14 protein-coding genes are annotated in these 22,056 nt (G+C 45.8%); 6 read left to right on the top strand and 8 right to left on the bottom strand.

Going from position 1 to position 22,056, the window contains the following annotated elements:
• Positions 1-67 precede the first annotated feature (67 nt).
• The gene (locus LPA26_RS12390; RefSeq protein WP_229008578.1) at positions 68-1,990 is read right to left on the bottom strand and encodes a PAS domain S-box protein; all 1,923 of its coding nucleotides are present in this window, start codon (positions 1,988-1,990) and stop codon (positions 68-70) included.
• Between the two features lie 391 nt (positions 1,991-2,381).
• Here LPA26_RS12390 and LPA26_RS12385 point away from each other — a divergent pair, with 391 nt between their 5' ends.
• From LPA26_RS12385 to LPA26_RS12370, 4 genes are all read left to right on the top strand, one after another.
• Positions 2,382-3,728: a diguanylate cyclase domain-containing protein gene (locus LPA26_RS12385; protein ID WP_229008577.1), complete on the top strand. Its 1,347-nt coding sequence runs from the start codon at positions 2,382-2,384 to the stop codon at positions 3,726-3,728.
• 109 nt (positions 3,729-3,837) lie between these two features.
• Positions 3,838-4,596, top strand: coding sequence for a hypothetical protein (locus tag LPA26_RS12380; protein WP_229008576.1), 759 nt, complete (start codon positions 3,838-3,840; stop codon positions 4,594-4,596).
• 279 nt (positions 4,597-4,875) lie between these two features.
• Positions 4,876-7,455, top strand: a complete 2,580-nt coding sequence (locus LPA26_RS12375; protein ID WP_229008575.1) for an EAL domain-containing protein — start codon at positions 4,876-4,878, stop codon at positions 7,453-7,455.
• A 179-nt stretch (positions 7,456-7,634) separates the two neighbouring features.
• Positions 7,635-8,564, top strand: coding sequence for a choice-of-anchor A family protein (locus LPA26_RS12370; protein WP_229008574.1), 930 nt, complete (start codon positions 7,635-7,637; stop codon positions 8,562-8,564).
• A gap of 68 nt (positions 8,565-8,632) precedes the next feature.
• On the opposite strand, the gene LPA26_RS12365 is transcribed toward LPA26_RS12370, so the two are convergent.
• The 7 genes from LPA26_RS12365 to pip all read right to left on the bottom strand — a co-directional run bounded on the left by LPA26_RS12365 (position 8,633) and on the right by pip (position 18,530).
• Complete coding sequence (locus tag LPA26_RS12365; protein ID WP_229008573.1) at positions 8,633-10,105, bottom strand: porin; 1,473 nt, start codon at positions 10,103-10,105, stop codon at positions 8,633-8,635.
• A gap of 177 nt (positions 10,106-10,282) precedes the next feature.
• A complete protein-coding gene (locus LPA26_RS12360) occupies positions 10,283-11,536 on the bottom strand; it encodes an OmpP1/FadL family transporter (protein WP_229008572.1) in 1,254 nt (417 codons plus the stop codon).
• A gap of 46 nt (positions 11,537-11,582) precedes the next feature.
• Positions 11,583-13,658, bottom strand: coding sequence for a bifunctional diguanylate cyclase/phosphodiesterase (locus LPA26_RS12355; protein WP_229008571.1), 2,076 nt, complete (start codon positions 13,656-13,658; stop codon positions 11,583-11,585).
• Between the two features lie 6 nt (positions 13,659-13,664).
• Positions 13,665-14,333: a YfiR family protein gene (locus LPA26_RS12350; RefSeq protein WP_229008570.1), complete on the bottom strand. Its 669-nt coding sequence runs from the start codon at positions 14,331-14,333 to the stop codon at positions 13,665-13,667.
• A 217-nt stretch (positions 14,334-14,550) separates the two neighbouring features.
• Positions 14,551-16,056 carry a tetratricopeptide repeat protein gene (locus LPA26_RS12345; RefSeq protein WP_229008569.1) on the bottom strand — a complete coding sequence of 502 codons (1,506 nt, stop codon included), beginning with the start codon at positions 16,054-16,056 and terminating at the stop codon, positions 14,551-14,553.
• A gap of 119 nt (positions 16,057-16,175) precedes the next feature.
• Entirely contained in the window at positions 16,176-17,462 is a 1,287-nt protein-coding gene (locus LPA26_RS12340; protein ID WP_229008568.1) for a YhjD/YihY/BrkB family envelope integrity protein, read from the bottom strand.
• A gap of 24 nt (positions 17,463-17,486) precedes the next feature.
• Positions 17,487-18,530: a prolyl aminopeptidase gene (pip, locus tag LPA26_RS12335; protein WP_229008567.1), complete on the bottom strand. Its 1,044-nt coding sequence runs from the start codon at positions 18,528-18,530 to the stop codon at positions 17,487-17,489.
• Positions 18,531-18,850: 320 nt separating this feature from the next.
• On the opposite strand from pip, the gene LPA26_RS12330 reads away from it, so the two are divergent.
• Together LPA26_RS12330 and LPA26_RS12325 are read left to right on the top strand one after the other, a co-directional pair.
• Entirely contained in the window at positions 18,851-20,716 is a 1,866-nt protein-coding gene (locus tag LPA26_RS12330) for a PQQ-dependent dehydrogenase, methanol/ethanol family (protein WP_229008566.1), read from the top strand.
• 244 nt (positions 20,717-20,960) lie between these two features.
• Positions 20,961-21,839: a quinoprotein dehydrogenase-associated putative ABC transporter substrate-binding protein gene (locus LPA26_RS12325; RefSeq protein WP_055869729.1), complete on the top strand. Its 879-nt coding sequence runs from the start codon at positions 20,961-20,963 to the stop codon at positions 21,837-21,839.
• Positions 21,840-22,056 lie beyond the last annotated feature (217 nt).

Raw genomic sequence — 22,056 nt, 5'->3', positions numbered from 1 at the left:
CCAGGAGTGAACACTGACTTATTAAACACCAGCGCTCACATCTGGCCAGGCTTTTAGCAAGTAGCCCCTAATCAATGATGACTGTGCCGTTTTTGCCATTCTTTTTGGCCGTGTACATGGCTTTATCAGCCCGTCTGATCAACTCCAGTGGCTCTATTTGTTGCGGTTGCATGCCGCCATAGTAGGCTATGCCTATACTTAGAGTGATATTGAGTTGCTGGTCACCTATCTGTACCGGCTCGGCAATCATTTTCTGGATATTGGCGGAAATCCTGTTGGTATCCTCTTTATTTTTGAGGTTTTCCAGCACAATCACAAACTCATCCCCCGCGTATCTGACCACAGTGTCAGAAGTCCTGGTGCATCGGTTGATGCGGTTAGCGACCTCCCGAAGGAGCTGGTCTCCAGCCTGATGGCCATGCGTGTCATTGATTAATTTAAAGCCATCCAGGTCGATAAATATCAGTGCCAGGTAAGTCTGGTGACTTTTAGCGTTTTGGAAAGCCACTGGCAACAACTCCTCCAGTATCCTGCGGTTAGCCAGCCCAGTGAGCGGGTCGTTCCTGGCTTCACTTTTTAGCAGGTTTTCCAGCTGCTTGCGTTCTGTGATATCTCGTAAGAAAGAGGTGAATAACACCTGCCCATTAATTTCCAGCGCATTGACCTGCAGCTCAACCGGGATGCGTATACCATCTTTACGCAACGCTTCCAGCTCAATGCGGCTGCCGACTACTCTGGAGTTTTTTTCTTGCAGGTAGCGACTCATGCCAGACTGGTGGGCGTGTCTTAACTCGGGTGGAATAATCAGTTTCTCCAGTTTTTGTCCTATCGCTTCTTGTTCCAGCCAACCAAAGGTATGTTCTGCCTGTTTATTCCAGGCGGTGATGTATCCCTCTGCATCCATGCAGATATATGCCTCATTGGCATTGGTCAGAATGGTCCTGAGTTCAAGTTCCTTATTCTGTAGTTCCTGTTCAGATTTTGATTTTTCCTGATAGGCACGGGACAGTGATTGATTGACTTGCTTGAGTTCATCCGTGCGTTGGCTGACTTTTTCTTCCAGTGTTTTCCTTAAGGCATCTAGCGCAAATTCGGTTTCTTTGGCCTCGTTGATATCATTGATGATGGCAATCAGGTAATCGATTTCATTGCGTTCTGTCATCTGTTTCGTGACTGTAAGCTCTACCCAGACGAGCGAACCATCTTTTCTGATATATCTTTTTTCCAGCTGGTAGCGGTCTATCTTATTTTCTAGCAACTGCTCCTGCAACTGCAACTCTTTGTGCAGATCTCCCGGGTACGTGATGTCCTGGAAAGTGAGGCCAAGCAGTTCATCCCTGGTGTAGTCGAGGATTTTGCAGAGCTCGTCATTCACCTGCAGCCATGGTCCTGAGGGCTTGACCAGGGCAATACCTGCACCGGCATTTTCAAAGACACTCTGGAATTTACCCTGTGCATGATCAATCGTATCTTGTGCACTCAGCATGCGCTCGCGAAACTGGATCTCTTTGGTTGCCAGCTGGGCAAGATCACTTAATGCCTTCAATTCACTTGCGTTTGGGCGTTTAGGTTTACAGCCGATCACGCATAAGGTGCCAAGTGAATAACCCTGTATGCTCTTGATCGGGATCCCGGCATAAAAACGGATGTTGGGTGCATTGACTACTAAGGGGTTACTGAGGAATCTGGCATCGTTAGTCGCATCTTCAACGATCAGTTCTGTGCCGCTGCTCACAGCATGGGTGCAAAAGGAAATGTCCCTGGGGGTTTCGGACAGTTCGATACCATGCTTGGATTTGAACCACTGCCGGTCTTCATCAATCAGCGAGATTACCGATATCTCGGTGCCAAGAATGGTGGACGCCACCCGCGTAATACAATCAAAAAATTCATCCGGGTCTGAATCGAGTAAACCTAATGACCTTAGTTTTTCCAGCCTCAGTTTTTCAATGCCTGTTTTTTCCGATGCAGTTTTTTCTTGTATGGACACAGTTTACTCCTGACGGGTGTCATGCAAACTATATAAAAATACGCCAAAAAAACATAGCCATAAATACTATAGTTTAATAGCGCTTTTCTTTGGTTTGTAATTTGGACTGATGATAGTCGGATTGGTTTTAATATTGCGAGAGATGATTGTCTTGGTTAAAAGCAAGTGTGATGAATGCATAAATGAAACTTGGTTTAAACACATATTTAAGTTTATACAGGGATATTAGGAATGGAGTAACTACAGATATTCATTAAAAACTGGCGAATTTATGTTTATCGTAGTAGCTAATTTAAAAATAAGCCTGTGATTACCGCGCTTTTGCGTAATAATAAAGATCCATTTTTTAGAATAAAATGGTTTCAGATCATTTTATTCGTGAAATAGAACAGTGTTTCGCAAACCTAATCAAACAGAGAAAAGCATTTGTGTCGGCTTGTTGGCAACGCTGCTGGCTTTTATGTTCTGGTATTTCTTGTTTGATTACCAGCGGCAAAAAGACGAAAGTGAAGCCTATCTTGAAGCAGCGTCTTACGGCAATGTGCTACGTTCCGAGATGGACCGTGAACTGAATTCTCTGCTGTTCATCTCGAATGGTTTATCCAGTTTTATCAAAGTCTACCGCAATCATCTTGAGACCGAAAAAGTACAAGCCATCCTGGCAGATCTATGGGCGCAAGCCCAGCATGTCAGGAATCTGGCAGTAGCGGTAGATTACAAGATTACCTATGTGTATCCAGAAAAATCCAATGAGAAAATTTTAGGTATCGACTACCGTGATGTCGCTACGCAATGGCCTAAAATCAAACTGGCGATAGACTCAAGGCAAGGTGTGCTCGATGGTCCGTTGGCGCTTATACAGGGCGGGAGCGGCATGATTTACCGGTTTCCGATTTTTGTTGATGGCAAGTATTGGGGCATTATTTCTACGGTCATCGATACCAATGGATTTCTGGATGCAGCTTTCAAAAACAACCGCAACAGCGAGTTTGAGTTTGCGATCAGAACCGCGGAAGACAAACATGTGTTTTATGGCGACCCCAGGCTGTTCAACCAAAAACATGCCTACATTCAGGAAAGCCGGGTACCTAACGGTAAATGGGAATGGGTAATTGAAAACAAGAAAATCCATAACTTGCATGACCGCAAGTTTGGGGCGTGGCTAAGTTTATTTTTCAGCGTGCTGGTAGGCCTGTTTGCTTACTTTTTTGCCAAGGAGCGCTATTACCTCTCTGAAGGTGCGCTGATGGATAGCCTCACCGGCCTGCCGAACCGTCGGTCGCTGGAAAACCGCCTTAATTATGTGCATTCGGAAGCCAAGCGCTTTAATAAAAGGTTTGGCCTGATAGCACTCGATGTCGATCACTTCAAAAGTATCAATGATAATTTTGGCCATGATGTCGGCGATGAAGTGATCAAAACAGTTGCTAGCTTACTGAAAAGTAATATCCGCGATGTCGATACTGTCAGCCGGATTGGTGGCGATGAATTCGTGATTGTGGCCAGGGATCAGCACTCGGAAGATAGTCTGGTTAAAGTGGCAACCAAACTTTTAAGCGTGTTTAAAAAGCCTATGCATATTCACGGGCATGAGATTCCAGTGCGTCTAAGTATTGGCTTGACCCTGTTTGAACCTACTTCAGAAGTGGCATTGAAACAGCTATTCAAGCAAGCAGATATTGCGCTTTACCAGGCCAAACAAAAAGGCCGCAACACTTACAGCTTCTGGCAAAAATAGCGATTAGCGCCAATTCTTATTGATCATGTAAATGAGTTCGACCATAAGCAATCGCTTTAAAACACAGAGGGCATGTTAGCATTCTATTTTTATTGATATAAATGCAATTATGAGATTCAGGCAAATTATTTTTTTGCTGGTTAATGGTTTTTTATTCTTTTCATTGCCGATTCAAGCCTCCGAAGAAACGCTTTTCCACGAAACTGATGCTGCCCACAGTGACAGGTTGCTGAAGATTCCGGAACCTATGGTCTATGACCTGGTTCGCCCTCTTGGCGTAAAGAAAGGCGATATGGAAATCAATGCGCTGGTAGATATCAATCAGCAAACGAATGATGCCAGTTGGGCGCCCGAAATTGAGTACGGCCTCGCAGATGACCTGGCAATCGAGCTTGAGTTACCGTTTGAGAATGCCAGTCATGAACGATATAAAGTAGCTATCCAGAAAACGCTGGGGATAGACCACTATTCAGGCACGGCAAATGGCTGGCAGGCATTTATTGACCTGGACAAACACACCAAAACACTTTCCGGCGATGCGACCTATATTCATGCCATCAAATGGGCAGATCGCTGGTCTTCATTGAGCATGCTGGGGCTGCGAGTGAATGGTATCAACCGCAGCGCAAATATCGAATACCTGCTGAATAATACGGTTTTCTATGATGTTTCACCCCGGCTCACATTTGGTCTCGAGTTGAATCAGGAAGTAAGCACAGGCGGTTCTTGGCGATACCGGCTGACGCCACAATTACACTATGATATGAATCAGCAATATACCTTGCAGGCGGGTGTTGCGCACTCAACGATTAATGCTACCGGCAAAGCAGACAAGCTATGGAGCTTCAGGTTAATCAGAGTATTTTAGTGGCGTGACTGAAAAGAAATTTAGAGTACTGCACGAAATGCCGCTTTTTCAATAGCAATATTTGAAAAGTCAGATAGGGATATGGAATATGTTCTTTATTCGTCGTCAGATGTATGATTTATGCCAACAGGAATATATAGATTGTCACCATTATTATTAATTTAATTGTATGGAAGATGGTATTAATTTTTCTTATCATTCATAATCGTTAAAAACCTTAATAACAGTTTCTTCATGTGACGAAAGATGAATTGATGTAAGTGGTCACTCCTATTCGCCATGTGGAAATTCATTCAATATTCAATCATCCTTGTCATAAGCCTGGCGGCCACGTGCCAGGCAATAGCCGCGCCTCCTAACGCCATCACTGTCATCAGTGATGACAATTACCCCCCGTACTTATTCAAAGATGACCGTGGAAATACGGTCGGCATACTCGCCGATTACTGGAAACTGTGGGAGAAAAAAACCGGCATCAGTGTCACGTTAATTTCAACCCGCTGGGAAATGGCTCAACAGCAATTGCTGAGTGGTCATGCCGATGTCATCGAGATGATTTATCGCAACCCCGAGCGTGAGATGACTTATGCATTTTCAGCACCTTATGCAACCTTGCCGATAGGCATTTATGCCCATGAAAGTATGACCGGTTTAATCTCTGCGGACTCATTGGCCGGGTTTACCGTTGGCGTGCAAAAAGGCGATGCCTGCATTTATAAATTGAAAGAGGCCGGGGTTAAATCTTTCCGGGTATATAACTCTTATGACGAGATTATTCAGGCGACCCTAAAGCAACAAGTCATGATCACTTGCATGGATGATTATCCTGCCCGCTATTATTTATACAAGCTTGGTGCGGAGACCAGTATTCTGCGTGCATTTACCATTTATCAGGGCCAGTTTCACCGTGCGGTCAAAAAAGAAAATACACCGATACTGGCGCTAGTAGAACAGGGTGCTGCAAGCATCTCTGCAGATGAGATGGCAGCCATCGAATCCAAATGGAAAGGCCGTCATATACCGCGCAACGCTTATTCCAAGCAGGCAATTGTGGCCGTGGCACTGGTATTGGTGATCGCTGTCGTGTTGCTGCTGCTGATTTATACATTGCGCGTGGCAGTCAGACGCAAGACCGCAGAGATTCAAAGTAAAAGTGAAGAGATTGAAAACCAGCGCTTGCGGCTGACCCAGATTATTGATGCCACCAGGGCAGCTACCTGGGAGTGGAACTTGCAAACCAACGAGTGCCACTTTAATGCACGCTGGGCGGAAATTGTTGGCTATACCCTTGAAGAGTTGCAGCCACTCACGCTTGAAGTGGCTACGTCATTGATGCATCCGGATGATTTGCAAAACGCCATGCAATTGATTGATCGTCATCTAAATAATGAGATTGATTTTTATGAGTGCGATATCAGGATGCGCCATAAAGATGGCCACTGGATATGGGTTTCTGACCGCGGTAGCCTGATCTCACGCACACCAGCCGGTGAGCCGCTGGTGATGCACGGTACCCATTTTGATATTACTGAAAAGAAAGCGGCAGAAGAGGTTATCTGGCGTCAGGCAAACTATGACAGCCTGACACAATTACCTAACCGGCACTATTTCCAGCAGCGATTGGTAGAAGCGATTCAGGAAGCCACTGTGAAGCAACGCCGCTTAACTCTTTTGTTTCTCGATCTCGATCAATTTAAGGATATTAACGATACACTGGGTCACCATACTGGCGATGAATTACTGATTGAAGTTGGCCGCCGCATTCAACACAACCTGCCCGATTCTGCGACCGTCGCCCGTTTGGGCGGCGATGAGTTTGCCGTGATTGTGCCGGAGGAAACTGGCGATTTACAAACACTGTGTACCCAGCTGCTGCAGGATATTTCACATTCTTATATTCTGAGTGGCGAGCGCATATTCGTTACCGCAAGCATAGGCATCAGCCAGTTTCCGGACGATGCAGTGAATGCTGAGGAAATGATCAAGCATTCTGACCAGGCCATGTATGAAGCCAAAAGCCGCGGCCGGAACAATGTACGCTATTTCTCACTGGCAATCCGCGACGCACTAGCCCAGCGCACCTCGCTGGCCAGGGATTTACGCACTGCGGTTGAAAATAATGAGTTGCGTGATTATTACCAGCCAATTATTTGCATGCGCACCGGCAAAATCGTCAAAGCCGAGACATTGATGCGCTGGCAGCACCCTACACGCGGATTGATCAGCCCGACACTGTTTATTCCGGTCGCCGAAGAAACCGGCGAGATTAGCAGGATGGGTGACTGGATATTCAGGCAGGCTGCGCAAAATGCACTGAGATGGCAGTCACTGGCAGGCGACGAATTCGCCATTAGTGTCAACAAATCACCGATGCAGTTTATCGACCCCTCAACAATCAGTGACGATTGGATACAGCTTCTGCAAACCCTGGGTGTGGATGGTAAACGCATTGTTGTCGAAATCACTGAAGGGCTATTATTGGATCCTGATCCTATTGTAGAACAGCGCTTGCTACATTTCCGGGATAAGGGCATCCAGGTCGCGATTGACGATTTTGGTACCGGTTATTCATCGCTGTCTTACCTGAGCAAGTTTGATATTGATTACCTTAAAATCGACCAGTCGTTCACCTCTAACCTGAACGAAGGCAATGAAAGTTATGTGCTCTGCGAAGCGATTATAGTCATGGCTCATAAGCTTGGGCTGAAAGTGATTGCTGAAGGGGTGGAGACAGCCATGCAGCGTGACTTGCTGCATGATATCCATTGTGATTTCGCCCAGGGATTTTTCTATTCACCGCCGATTCCGGCAGAGGCCTTCGAGCAGTTGCTAAAAGCAGAAGCCGTTAATTCTAATTAAGCTTATTAAACCACCTAAGTTCAAAAAGGCGACTCAGGACAATTGTTATTGGGCGCTTGCGACAGCCTGCGGTAATGATCGCTAGGTAAAATAAGTTAAAAACTCATGCTTAATGATTCATGATTCTCTAGTATGCCGGATTGCTTACAATCACTTGAAGAAATCCACTGAAAAAGAATATGAAATTAATCGTAAAAAGCTTCATCATTACCGCAATGTCAATACAGGCATTGAGCGCATCTGCCAGTATTCTGGACTTGGGTGTCGCCGGAAAATTTAACTTGTTTGTGTTTGAAAATTTTAGCAGCAGTAATAGCGATGTTGAAGGTGCAGTAGCCGTTGGTGGCAACTTTAATGTTTCCAATTACGCGGTAAATGAGCTCAATAAGGCGGTTGCTGGCAATGCGTTGGTCGTCGCTAAAAATGTGACATTCAACAGTGGCAGCGTCAAGAACGGTAATATTGATACGGCCGGCGCTTCAAGCACTTCGAGCTTTGGCTTTACCGGGGCTTATACTAATAACAACCCTATCAATTTTGCCAATGAGCGCACCTACCTGCAAAATCTGTCAGTCAGTCTCGATGGCCTGGCCAATACCGGGTCTGCTACCTACGACTACTCTGGCATGCAATTAACCGCCAGCAATAGTACCGATGCACAGATTTTTGATATTGATGGCAGCTTTTTTAACTCCAGAAACAATACGACTTTTAGCGGTTTCTCCAACGGCCAAACCATCATCCTGAATATTTCCGGCACTAGCCTGAAATTTGATGGTGGCACGGGCACCGATTTTGGCAAATATGGTTTCAATGTCATTTATAACTTCTACCAGGCAACTGAATTAAATACCGGCTCTGGCGCGACAGGCAGCATACTTGCGCCGCTGGCAGATATTACCGGTGGCTACACTGCAATCAACGGTAACGTGATTGGCAAAAGCTGGAACACCAATACACAAGTCAATGTGAACGGTATGTTTAAAGCGACTGAAGTTGCAGGGCTGACGGTTATGCCCGTACCTGAGCCAGAGTCCTATGTGATGTTATTGGCAGGATTGGCTGTGGTTGGTATGTTCACGCGCAAGCGTGCTTCTAATAAATCCTGATAGCCATCAGCTGACGGACATAAAAAAGACTCAAGCTTTGCTTGAGTCTTTTTGTTTCTGGCGCCGTTTTAAAACTTGAGGCGCAGACCTGCACCTACGCTGTTGACATCACGGTAGGTGGTGGCGCTCGGGTATTTGTCACCTGAGAAGTGGTTGGTGGTGTAAGCCACATACGTATCAAAGCGTTTGTTGAACCGGTAGTCAGCCATCGCCGTCCAGGTGTCGATTTTGCCCTGCGAGTTAGTTGAAATTGTCGGTCCTTCAATGGCATCTGCCTTGGTTTCATAGAAACCGATAGAGGTTGTCAGGCCGGCCAGTGCAGGCACACGTTGCGCAAAGTCAAAATTGGCACCTAGGTAATAAACATGATTATCCTGTTTAAAACCTGGACGTAATGAGGAGGTGGCAACGCCGCCAAATACGGTTTGATCATATAGGTTGTGATAACTGATGCTAGGCGTTGATGATGGTTTTAACTGATACCACTCCATGCCGCCGATGATTTTCAGGTCTTTGGTGGGTGACCATCTGCCGGTCAGCAATGCGGCTTCAGTGTTAAGCAGGGCTACGGCAATGGTGTCATTCGCTAAAGGATTGCCAGGCGCCGCTGTGCCGGACCTTACCGAGTCGAAAAACTTATCATAGGCAAACTGGACGCCGAACGCACTGCTTTCGTAGCCTAGTTGCGTTGTAAAGCCGTTGCCGTGCGAGGTGCCTGCCGAGTTTCCGAACTGGTTGATCACTGCATAATTGATTTTGTCATGATCTTCCAACTCATACACGTTGGCGTATCTGATAGAGTTTTTCATACGCGAGTTTTCTGAGACACCACCGCCACCGCCAACCGTCCCACTTTCACCTAATGGTGAAAAACTGTCTGCTTTGCCGTTTGGGTCATAAGTGACTGTAATTTCAAAGAACGGGTTGTACTGGGTACCATAGGTCAGTTTACCCAATGAACCACCGTCTATCCCTGCCCAGGCTTGGCGGGTGAACAGTTCACCGTTCATGGATGAGTTGGTGCTGACGCTGGAGTTGGCATTAGTACCGGAGTTGTCTGCCAATGTTTGTGCAGCATCGTGCAGTTTCATATCCAGCGTATTAAAACCGGCTTCAAATTGATAGATGAATTTAAAGTCATGATCCCATGCCTGCAGTTTGGCGACTTCACCCTTAAAGCCCAAGCGTGAGCCTTGCCAGCCACCATTCACCCAGTTGGTTCTTGAAGTGGTTCTGGGTGTCTTTTTTGCACCCGCGTAAGGATAAAAGTTATTCGCTAATTCGTAGCTCTCGGGTAAAGAATGGTTGATATGGGTCAGGCCAATATCAACCAGGCCATATACCTGGAAATAAGAGGGATGATCACCGAGGTCAAAATTGATCCTGAACGGATTATCGTCATTCATAAAACGTGTCAGGAATGAAGGGGATTCTTGTGAAACTGTCGTAGGCTGGTCTGCGGGGCTTAGTGCCTCGGCGGCAAATGCCTGGTGTATGGCAAGTGGCAGTAATGCGAATGTGAAAAAATGCTTGATGGTCATCCATTATCCTTGAAAGCGATGTTGCGGGTTATTGCAAAGCAGCAATTCTCGGTTTTGTGTGTGAATGTTAGATGACAGCAGGCTTACATCAACCTGACTAGTTGAAGTGGGCGCTGCAAGGGAAAGAAAAAGCCGTGCTTTTCAAAAGCACGGCTTGTGTAAACAGCAGTGGATCAGCTAGAAATTATAGGCAAATTGCAGGCTTAAGATATCAGCGCTGCCTTCATATTTACCTGCGATCAACCCTCTTGTGGGACGCTGATCATCGTTAATGCGCGCATCTTTGATAAACAAATGTGTGTAGCCGATATCCAGTTTGGTCTGGGGAGTATATTGCCAGCTTGCGCCTAGAGAAAGCCAGATACGGTCATTGCCCGGGATGCGTGCGGTGCGGTGCTCATTATCAATCGCTTCATCATCATAAGCCAGGCCGGTGCGCAGTTTAACCGTGTCAGAGTAGAGGTAATTCAAGCCAACTGAGTAGCGCAATACGTTGTTCCAATGTTCGGTGATGGCGGGGCCTACTGTGGTATTGCTCCCATTTTCACGCACGATTTTCAGTTCTTTAAACTGGCTCCAGCGCGTCCAGGTGATATCAGTCAGCAATTCCCATTTATCGTTCAAATGGCTAAACGCACTAAAGGAGAATGTTTCCGGGAGTGTGAGGTCTGCGGAGATATCTGTGTTCAATGTAGATCCCGGAACGCCGTTCGCCTGGGTGAATGGGGAACGTACATCACCTTTTAAATGCTGTTCCACTTTAGAGCGGTAAGCTACCCCGAAACGGGTGTCAGGTGTGGCCTGGTAAATAGCGCCCAGATTGTAACCAAATCCCCAGTCATCACCCTTGTTTTTAACAGTGGTTGTGCCAAGCAGACCTAAATTCGCGGAGCTGGTCAGTTCAGCCTCTGCCCACATGGCTGAAATACCGAAGCCAAGCGACCATTGTTCATTTACTTTCCACGCCAGTGACGGGTTTATATTGATGGTTTTGAGCTCGGACTTCACTGCCTGGAAACGTCCAAGCCAGTTTCTGTCATATTCAGTTTTCAAGCCAAACGGTGTGCCCACCCCAATGCCGAATTTAAGTTGTTCGGTCAGGTCTTGTTTGTAGTAGATGTTGGGTAAAAAAGCCCAGCTACCAAAATCCCCGCCTTCATTGCCAGCGACTGAACTTCCTTGATTGTGAAAGTCGCCCGAGGTTTTAATCGTATGCAAGGCACCGACCAGCTGACTGCCCTGAATATAGGTCATCCCGGCCGGATTGAAATAGATAGTGCTGGCATCTTCAGCAACAGCTGCGGCGCCTGCGTAAGCATTGCCCATGCCGCTACCACTTTGTTCGGATAGGGCAAAGCCAGCTGCATGGCTTGTAAGTTGATGAGCCGATAATAAAATGCCAACCATCAATGGCGATGAAAAGCGTGACATGAAACCCCCTAAAGCTAGTATGTATTTTTAATTCTCAACAACAATATTATGTTTCTTGCTGAACGGCTTTGCGGAAACTGGCCGGAATACTTTCTGGAAACTCAGCCATGAATGCAGTGGTTTGGCTGGCAGAGAGTGCGGCACTAAATAAATAGCCTTGTACGTGATGGCAGAGCTTGTATTGCAGGTATTCAAACTGGATGGCGCTTTCTACGCCTTCGGCCACCACTTTCAGATTCAGGCTGACAGCCAGTGCCACCAGAGCATCTACAATCGCAATATCCACTTTGTCATGCGGGATGCCGCTGGTAAATTGTTTGTCAATTTTTAGAATATCTACTGGCAGCTGTTTCAGGTAATTCATTGACGAGTGGCCGATACCAAAGTCATCAATGGCAATGCCTATGCCTAATTGCTTGAGTGCATAGAGGATATGTTTGGCCGCTTCAATGTTACGCATCACCATTGATTCGGTGATTTCCAGATTAAGGGTGCGTGGCGCGATATGATAATGCTCCAGTGCGTGGCGGATAGTCCCTGACAAACTGTCATCATCCAATTGGCGGGATGAAATATTGACGTTCATGAACAGCTCTTTATCGAACATTTGTTGCCACATTGCCAGCTGTCTTAATGACTGGTGAATGACCCAGGCGCCAATGCTGATGATCAGTCCTGAGCCTTCAGCCAAATGTATGAACTGGTCTGGTGCCAGCAAGCCCCTGGTCGGGTGACGCCATCTGAGCAGTGCTTCAAAGCCTATGGTTTTCAGGTGCTGGGTATGAATGATGGGTTGATAGAACAGCTCCAGTTCCTGGTTTTGCAGGGAAAAATGCAGTTCCTCACGGAGTGTGCGCAGCTCGGAAGTATTGGTTTCATCTTCATCGCTGTAAAAACGGTAAGTATTACGGCCAGCGTCTTTGGCCTGGTAGAGCGCTATGTCAGCATTTTTCATCACTTCAGTTTTAGAGTCAAAACCAGGCCTTAAGGTGGCAACGCCTATACTTACGCCTATGTGAATTTCGTGGTCATCGACAATGAAGGGCGTCGAAATATTCTGGATAACCCGTTTACAGACTTGTTCTATGGTAGTGCGTTTAGGTGCATCAAGAATCACCGCAAACTCGTCACCGCCCAGCCTGAAAATGGCATCTTCCTGTGACATGTTGCCACGCAGCCTGTGAGCAACCTGTTGTAAAAGTTTGTCGCCTGTATTATGGCCAAAAGTATCATTGACGATTTTGAAACGGTCCAGATCCAGCAGCAGCAGGTAAATGTGTTTGCGCTCATCAATCGGGCTGGTGATTTTTTTGGTGATGATTTCTTCAAACGCATGGCGATTGAGCAGCAGGGTACCTTTATCGTAGTGCGCCAAAAACTGCAGTTTTTCTTCGATCTCCTTTCGGTGATCCAACTCTTTCTGCAATTGCGCATCGCGCTGGCTTATGCTTTCGAGCATATTGTTAATATCTTTGCCCAACAGGCCAATTTCATCATTGCTGTTGGTGTAGATGCGCTGCTCGTAATGATGATTTTGGGTAATGTTACTGACGAAGGTTTGCAGGTTGTGAATCGGCCCGACGATGTATCGATTCAAACGCCACATGACAAAATAACCGAATAGTGCAGCAGCAATCGCGGCAATGGTATTCGACCAGGCGAAGCCAATCAGCATATCGACAATCTGCTCTTGCTTGATAATGGCGCGTAACGTACCGACGGCTTTCTCATTGACGATAATAGGTGCAGTGAGCTCCATGTCGCCAAAAAAAGGATATAACCATTGCCAGGCGGAAGTGATAGGGGCATGCAACGGATGCAGGCTTTCCAGCGTTTGCTGCTGCTGGTTCAGGACCACGATGGTGCGGATGTTCTCGTTGTCTGACAGCGGTTCAAGCGTTTTTGCTGCTGAACTCAATTCATCAAACATGACTGCTGGGCCAATCGAGGTGGCAACCACATTCATTTGCACCAGAATGTTTTGAATCAAATGCGTGCGGAGGTCGTGGTAATGATTGCCCAGGGCGAATATGCTAAAAACCAACAGCATGCTCAACGTCATTGCCAGTTCGGTCAGCAGTAATTTCTCGGCAATTTTCAGGTTACGGAACAGTCTTAACATACACAATTAATCGTTAATAATATTAGTGGCCAGTTTCAACAGCCGTGCATCAAACATAATTCCCGCCTGTTTTGCCGGTTGTATCCGCAAATCAAACTGGTAACGCTTATCCTGGGCACTAATCACCACATGGCTATAATCGGCAAACTTATTTCCACTGTGCACGACCGTGAGCACCACGTCTTTTTGGATGGACTGTTGTAATTCAAGCGGCTTTTGAACAACAAAGTCTTGAATATACAGCAGATTGCAGCGTTTAACGTCAGCGATTGTTTTAAGAGGGAGCAAAGAGACCTGCAAGTTCTGTAACTTTTGCGATTGTAAAGTGCTTGATTGCAGGTAGCCGATATCCTCTTCGAAAGCGCATATATTATAAGCATCCTGCAATGTGCGATTGGGTGTCTGGCTAAGCAGGGCGAAGTTATAAATCAGCTCACTGGTGATTTCGCGCATGTCTTGCGGCGCAGAGGCCGCCCAGCTTACGCTGGCTGTTGCAAGGCTTAGTGTGAAAAGTAACCAGATGCGAAGAACACTTATGTGACGGGCAAGGGAATTGCCAATGCGGACGTTTACCCGGCTGCTTGCTTCCAATTCTTCGAGGCGGGATTCAACGCTGGGAGTCAGTGAAATCACAAGGTTCAATGGTTGCGTCTTCCTGCAAAGGGTTGGTTTCATTTCCAGGCTGAACTCCCATGTGATGTTATCGGCGAGAGCTATTGACCATACACTTAAGAAAACATGCAGACAATCAGCACTTAATAGGAAACATCATACCTTGTAGCACAAAATCTACAATCCAAAAAACTGATAAATTCTGTATGCATTTGATAAGCAACTTATTGAATACTGGCTAAAAGCCGGGGAATGGATGTTGATGTAAGGGATACCGAAGTCAGTATTGACTGCGGGCGGTTTGCAGAACGGTTGCGGGTTTTAGGTCAAAGGCTACGCAGATGCGCTGTGCGTCTGCATTGAATGGAATGGTCCTGTGAAACAGGGAAGAAGGAAACAGCACAATATCGCCCACCCTGGGCTTGATGAAATTGGTCGGGAAATTGTCGTGTAGTTTCGGGTAACCGTCCCCATGCGTGCCATATTCAAAAGCGCCTTCTTTGGGATCGTCTGTTTCGGGCATCGCAAGGTAAACTGCGCCACTTATCCAGCCAATTTCGTGGATATGCGCATCCAGGTGACCGCCTTTTTGCATGCTGACATACCACGAGCTGGTAAATTCCAGTGTCTCGGGGAAATGCGTGATGAGGGCGCAGTCAGCTTTTTGAAATTGTTGCTGATAGTGACTAAATTCGCGTTTAACCAGATCACCTAAAGTCCGAAAGGCCGGTTCCGGGCGTTTGAAAAGATTGCCCGCTGATTGCTTGCCATTGGTTAAACGAGCTTGTTTGCGTTCGGCGATATCAGTCTGTGCAATATTGTCCAGCAGTTCTGCCAGCAACCGGCTGCCAGGCGCCAGTTCTGGAATTGAACGGTGGTAGACAAATTCAAACCCATCAGGACAAAACTGGTAAGGGTCTGCTTCGCCATGATTAATGCTGTAGTGCGTGGACAAAGTAGCAATAAATGGGGCAGTGTGCGGCCCTTGCTGAATGACTTCATTACGCAACTGTTTAAATGCATCAAATTTTTCTGCCCGGTACAGGCAATACATCACACGGGATTGCCAGTCATCGAGGCGGGAGCGCTCAAAGTAAGGAATCGCTTCCTCAAAACGCTTGGCCAGATAAAGAAATTCACCCATATTGTAATTGGCGCCGGCATGGTCAGGATTGCGCTGCAAAGCTTGTTGGTAATATTGCACCGCCTTGCCCATGTCGCCTTGGTCACGCCAGGTTTCCCCGAGATTGTTATAGGCATCCGTGTAATTGGGGAATAGTGCAATAGCACGCTCGTAACTGCCTACCGCTTCTTTTAACTGGCCCTTGTCACGCTGAGCGGTTGCCAGGTTGAAATGTCCGCGCGCATCCTGTGGTTGAATACGCAAGCCGGCTTGATAACAGCTAATCGCTTCATCGAGGCGGCCTTGCTTCTGTAACAAGGTGCCTAGATTGCCGTGCGCCTCAAAAAAAGATGGGTTGAGCGAAATGGCTTTGCGATAGGCTTGTTTTGCCTCTGTCGGTTGATCAAGCTGGGTTAAGACAATGGCATAGTTAAACCAAAGCTCAACGTGATTGGGCTGCAGTTTGAGCGCGTGCGCATATGCCTGTTTAGCCTCTGCATATTGCTGGCTCTGATCCAATGCCAATGCGAGCAGATGGTGCAATACAAACTCACGTGGATATTGTGCAGCCAACTGCCTGGCGCGATTTGCTACTTGGGCAAACTGGCTGGCATTCAGCTGTTGTATCAGCGCATTTATTTCCTGGGGAAGCGAAAGTGCCATTATGCAAAATTCCTAAAATAGTTACAATTTTGTAACATATTTTACAATTCTGCAATCTTTTAGCTAGCTAAAATTACCAATCCGAATGGCTGGTGTATAAAAAATAGATCTGAAAGAATCTAGGGGGTGGTGGCGTTTATTTGCGCATGATTCGATAGCTGTTTTAACAAGCGCACCGCAATTTTCGGTTCTTCCTGTAACAGATCTTCAATGGACTCGGCATAAATCTCAATTATTGACGCTTGTTCGGAAACAACAACGGCGCTGGCAGTTACCGGCTGGGCAGAAAACAAGGCAATGTCGCCAAAAAAATCACCATATTGCAAAATGCGGATGGTTTTTTCCGAATTATCCGCTTGGCGTTGAACCAGGTGCAGCGTACCCTCAACCACCATATAGTAATGATGATTTGTTTCACCCTGGTTAAACACGCAACTGCCTTGTGAGTAAGTTTTACCGTATTTATGCATTAATGTTTGCAGGTAATGTTGTTGATTAGGATGGTCATCAAATAACCCTTTCAGCAGCAGCACATCTTTTTGCCTGAGCGTTACCATCAGCTCGAAACCGATCAGGAAAATAGCAAAGTTCAGGTAAAGCCAGCTGATGGACACAAACATGGCTTTCATGCTGCCAAAAACAGCACCGAAGTTCTTGTTAACACTAAGAAATAAACCGAATGCTGGCCGCATGAGCAACCATAATCCGGCAGTCAAGAATGCTGATATCAGCAAGTGGCGCCATTGGACATGTAACGGGCAGAATGTCCGGTAAAACCCGGCAATCAACACCGTGGTCAATAATAAGGAAAGCATGCCACCAACAAAGTTGATGAATGCAGAAGGTAAATGCACCGCAAGAAACACAATGACCGACTCCAGCACAAACCCAGCTGCCGTAAACAGGAAAAAAACCAGCAATACGCCCAATACAGCCAGTACATCACGGATTTTTTTGTTCCAGAACGACGGTACATCATGCCGGCTGGCAATCAGGTAAAAGCTGGAGCGCATATTGGCCGCCAGCGGCGTGATGGTCCATAGCAGAATAAAGAAACCGACTGCGCCCCATGCTGCTTTGGTCTGCGTGTTGTTATAGACTTCAATCATGATGCGCTGGCTGAATTCCGGTAACAAATTGCTGGTGAGTATGGCCAGTTTAACAATCGCATAATCAGATGAGTACACCATATGGCTGATTAAAAAGAAGATAAGAATAATCAGTGGTATCAGTGCAAACAGTGCATAGAACGATAGTGCGGCCGAAAGGCCCATCAATCTATGTTTACTCACTCCTTGCAAGGTGGTTTTGATGACGAATAGTGGAGTGGAGTAAATGTAAGGTAAAAAATATTGCTTAAGTGCCAGCCACTGACTTTTGGCACGTTTTGCAATGGCTTTAAACATTAATTGGGTCCGTTAGATCAGTAGTTATAAAGGCGTCAGTGATTTGAACTGCTCGGTCGCAGCCAGCAATGCCTGGCAAGTGCCGGTCTCCATGGCGGAGTGGCCGGCATCAGGCACCATTACGAGTTTCGCCTGCGGCATGACATGGGAAAGCTCCCAGGCCGTTTGCGGTGGGCACACCATGTCGTAGCGGCCTTGTACGATAATGGTTGGTATATTTTGCAATGTCTTGGCTGCCGATTGAAGTAATTGATCGCCATCAACAAAACATAAATGCCGGATATAGTGAATCTGTACGCGTGCGCGTGCCAACTCGACTGCACCATCTACAGACTGATTACCCTGACTAGGACTATCTTTAATTGAATCAGTTTGTTCTGAACTGTCTGCAATGGAGGTCCCAGATGTTGGACTGTGTTGTTTCGGAATTTCCTGTTTAGGGACCAGACTCATAATGCTGGCTTCAAAAGCATTCCAGCGAATTGCTGCTGGTATGCTAATGGAGGTATCAGTGTGAAATACCAGACCTGCGTAGTATTCCAGGATATTTTCCTGCTGGTCTCTAGGGACATCTTGCAACAGGGTTTGCCAGGCTTCAGGGAAAAATAGCGCAACATTGCCCAGAAACCATTCGATTTCCTTTGGTCTGCTTAAAAATATACCTCTCAGCGCCAGGCTGATAATATTTTCAGCGTGCTTGATAGCATAAGCCAGCGCCAGTGTGCTTCCCCATGAACCGCCAAATACATGCCATTGCCTGATATTCAAGTGATTGCGAATGATTTCAATATCAGCAACCAGTGCCTGGGTGGTATTTTCTGCGGTTTCGCCAGCAGGCTGGCTGCGGCCACAACCGCGTTGATCAAATAAGATGATGCGGTAATAAGCCGGGTCAAAAAATCGCCGATGTGCCGGGTTACATCCGCTGCCTGGCCCACCATGCAAAAAAATAACCGGGACGCCGTCCGGGTTGCCGCATTGCTCAACGTAAACAGAATGTATATCGCTAACTTTTAAAAGCTCATGGTAGAAAGGGGTGCATTCCGGATAAAGACTTAAAAGATTCATCTTGCTTGGTTTTCTCAACTGTTTAATTAACTATATGATTTATTGAATATTTTTTCACAGAGATTTTAGTTGGAAAAAATAACAAAATCAAAGCTGAAAAAAGTGTAACCAATTTGTAACTAAAGTGTTGCAATTGAAAACAAATTGTTCTATATTGCAATCCTCACATGCGGCAAAGTGTGAATTTCTACAGTAAGTCGGGAATTTTTCCCTAGCCGAGAATGTGTAAAGTATGCGAACAATTTAGTATGCCAATCCTAGTGGATGCAAGTTGAGCGTGTACCTATATTAAACCCTTAGTTTCAACTTTGGAGATCAATATGCAAGTTAACAAAATCAAACTGGCTTTGGGCCTGGTAGCAGCATTGCCAATGGTCGCATTTGCCGCTGCAGACCAAGAAGCTGCAATGAAAGATTCAAACAACTGGACACATCCACGCGGTAACTATTCTAATCAAGGTTACAGCAACCTGTCACAAGTTAACAAAGGTAACGTAAAAAACCTGAAAGCAGCTTGGACATTTGCAACTGGTGTAAACCGTGGTCACGAAGGTTCACCAGTAGTTGTTGGTAACATGATGTATGTTCACACAGCTTTCCCAAACAACGTATACGCTCTGGATTTGAACGATAACCAAAAAATCGTTTGGTCCTATTTCCCAAAACAAGACCCAAGCGTTCAAGCAGTTTTGTGCTGTGACAACGTTTCTCGCGGTCTGGGCTACGGCGACGGTAAAATCTTCCTGCAACAAAACGACGGCGTTTTGATCGCTTTGGATGCAAAAACAGGTGCTAAAGTTTGGGATGTTAAAAACACCGATCCAAAAGTAGGTGCTACTAACACTAACGCTCCACACGTTTACAAAGACAAAGTATTGACCGGTTGTTCAGGTGCTGAATTCGGCGTACGTTGCTTTATCGCTGCATACAACATCAAAGACGGTTCTTTGGCATGGAAAGCTTACTCATCAGGTCCTGACGCTGAGTCATTGATCGGTGCTGACTTCAACAAAGAAAACCCACAATACAGCGCTCTGTCTGTATACCAAGATGTTAACGGTGGTAACAAAGAAGGCGGTTCTTTCAAAAAACTTCCTAACGACCAACTGAAAACAGGCGAAAAAGAACTGGGTACACGTACTTGGTTGAAACCACAGGCTGTTAAAGACGGCTGGCAACATGGTGGTGGTTCAGTATGGGGCTGGTGGCCATATGATCCAAAAACAAACCTGGTTTACTACGGTACTGGTAACCCTTCAGTTTGGAACCCAGATGTACGTCCAGGCGATAACAAATGGTCTATGACAATTTTTGCTCGTGATTTAGACACTGGTGTGGCTAAATGGGGTATGCAAATGACTCCACACGATGAGTGGGACTACGATGGTATTAACGAAGTAATCCTGTTCGACAAAGGTGGCAAAACATACGCATGGCACCATGACCGTAACGGTTTCATCTACACATGGCAAGCTGGTAACGGTACATTGGTTGCTGCTGAAAAAGTTCACCCATTCGTGAACTGGGCTACTGATGTTGACCTGAAAACAGGCGTACCAAGCAAATTGGCTACTGCTTCTACTCACCAAGACTACAACGCTAAGGGTGTTTGCCCAGCTGCTTTAGGTACTAAAGACCAACAGCCAGCTGCTTACTCTCCAAAAACAGGCTTGATGTACACACCATTGAACCACGTGTGTATGACATACGAGCCAGTTGAGTCTAAATATGTTGCAGGTCAACCATGGGTTGGTGCTACATTGACTATGTTTGCTGGTCCTGACGGCGTAATGGGTGGCTTCGGCGCTTATGATCCAATGACCAACAAAAAAGTTTGGTACAACAAAGAGAAGTTCTCTGCTTGGGGCGGTGCTCTGACTACATCTACAAATATCGTGTTCTACGGTACTTTGGATCGTTGGTTCAAAGCTGTTGATGCTCAAAATGGTAAAGAACTGTGGAAATTCCAAGTAGGTTCAGGTGTAATCGGTAACGCATTCACCTACGGTCATAAAGGTAAACAATACGTTGGCGTACTGTCCGGTATCGGCGGTTGGGCTGGTGTTGCGATGAACCTTGGTATGACTAACGACACCGACGCACTGGGTGCTGCTGGTGGCTACAAAGAGTTGACAAAATACAACGCTGCTCCTGGTGGCGGTGCATTGAATGTATTCTCACTGTAATTTGAAATTTATTTCAAGTTAACTTAAGAAATACGTTGACTCCTTAAACACCCTGCTTCGGCAGGGTGTTTTTTTTCATGAAATTCATGATTAGTAATAACAAAAGAAATTAAAGTAAGTTTTGGCTACAAATAGAAACTTATTCAAGATAAGATGATGCCTCTTGTCGTACGTTAGCAGAACTTTTGAGCTCAAAAAATACTCCAAAGGCGACAGGTGAAATTACAACAAGGATGAAATCAAGATGAAAATGACATGGAAGTTATTGGGTGCGATTGGATTGTTATGGGCAACACAGGCAACAGTATTAGCTGAGGAAATAGAGATTCCTTCTATCAACCCTGATGAAGGACGTATCGGAGAAGTGCGCCGGGTAGCAGATGAATCAGAGTTTAAGGTGTGTTCTGATCCTGACAATATGCCTTACTCCAATATCAAGTTGGAAGGCTTTGAAGACAAAATTGCAAAAGTGTTGGCGGACGATCTCGGTAAAAAGCTGACTTTCCAGTATGCCTATAACCGTCAGGGTTTTTTGCGAAATACGATTAATGCAATGCGATGTGATGTCATTATCGGTATGACTTCAGATTTTGATGGCCTGCGCACATCCAAACCTTATTACCGTTCCGGCCATGTCTTCGTATGGCGTAAAAACAGCAACTACGATATCACCAACTGGGATTCCCCGGATCTTAAAAAAGGCATAATTGGTATTGTTGGCCAAAGTCCTGCGACTATTCCTTTAAATGATCACAACTTGATGACCAATGCACGTCCATATCGTTTGCAGCGCGATTTGAACCTGCCAACCAGCTTTATGATTGATGATTTGGTAGCAGGCAAAATTGATGTGGCCATTATGTGGGGCCCGATTGCTGGTTATTATGCAAAGCAATCTAAAGAGCCTTTGGAAATCCGCATGATTCCTGAGTACAACAAAGTTAATTTAAAAGGTAAGGAATACTGGAATATCTCTGTTGCTGTCAGAATGAAAGACAAGGACCGCATCAAGATGATCAATGAATCGCTTGAGCGTAACAAGGATAAGATTGATGCAATCCTGAAAGATTATGGGATTCCAACCGTACCGGTAGTTGAAGGTGACAGTGTGTACAAAAAATAACACTGAATTGAAAAAATATTATAAACAGGCCTCGATTAATGACAATGGAAAAAAAACCCAGTAAAATCGACCACTTGTTTTGAAATGGCCACGTGAAAGATTCTGAATATAATTCGGAAATATTCGTCAACCGTTTCTGAAACGATTCGTTAAATGAGCATGCGTTAATTATTTGGTTATCTAATTAACGCCGCTCATTTTGTTTAGGATTAGGAGA

Source organism: Methylophilus sp. Leaf408, assembly GCF_916856905.1.
Classification (GTDB): domain Bacteria; phylum Pseudomonadota; class Gammaproteobacteria; order Burkholderiales; family Methylophilaceae; genus Methylophilus.
Note: the sequence above shows the minus strand (reverse complement) of the source record. Positions and strands in the feature narration are given on the sequence as shown.

Bases quoted from the DNA above. Each gene is read 5' to 3' on its own strand.
- LPA26_RS12380 (WP_229008576.1), top strand. From the start codon at position 3,838: ATGAGATTCAGGCAAATTATTTTTTTGCTGGTTAATGGTTTTTTATTC.
- LPA26_RS12375 (WP_229008575.1), top strand. From the start codon at position 4,876: ATGTGGAAATTCATTCAATATTCAATCATCCTTGTCATAAGCCTGGCG.
- LPA26_RS12370 (WP_229008574.1), top strand. From the start codon at position 7,635: ATGAAATTAATCGTAAAAAGCTTCATCATTACCGCAATGTCAATACAG.
- LPA26_RS12365 (WP_229008573.1), bottom strand. From the start codon at position 10,105: ATGACCATCAAGCATTTTTTCACATTCGCATTACTGCCACTTGCCATA.
- LPA26_RS12360 (WP_229008572.1), bottom strand. From the start codon at position 11,536: ATGTCACGCTTTTCATCGCCATTGATGGTTGGCATTTTATTATCGGCT.
- LPA26_RS12355 (WP_229008571.1), bottom strand. From the start codon at position 13,658: ATGTTAAGACTGTTCCGTAACCTGAAAATTGCCGAGAAATTACTGCTG.
- LPA26_RS12350 (WP_229008570.1), bottom strand. From the start codon at position 14,333: ATGAAACCAACCCTTTGCAGGAAGACGCAACCATTGAACCTTGTGATT.
- LPA26_RS12345 (WP_229008569.1), bottom strand. From the start codon at position 16,056: ATGGCACTTTCGCTTCCCCAGGAAATAAATGCGCTGATACAACAGCTG.
- LPA26_RS12340 (WP_229008568.1), bottom strand. From the start codon at position 17,462: ATGTTTAAAGCCATTGCAAAACGTGCCAAAAGTCAGTGGCTGGCACTT.
- pip (WP_229008567.1), bottom strand. From the start codon at position 18,530: ATGAATCTTTTAAGTCTTTATCCGGAATGCACCCCTTTCTACCATGAG.
- LPA26_RS12330 (WP_229008566.1), top strand. From the start codon at position 18,851: ATGCAAGTTAACAAAATCAAACTGGCTTTGGGCCTGGTAGCAGCATTG.
- LPA26_RS12325 (WP_055869729.1), top strand. From the start codon at position 20,961: ATGAAAATGACATGGAAGTTATTGGGTGCGATTGGATTGTTATGGGCA.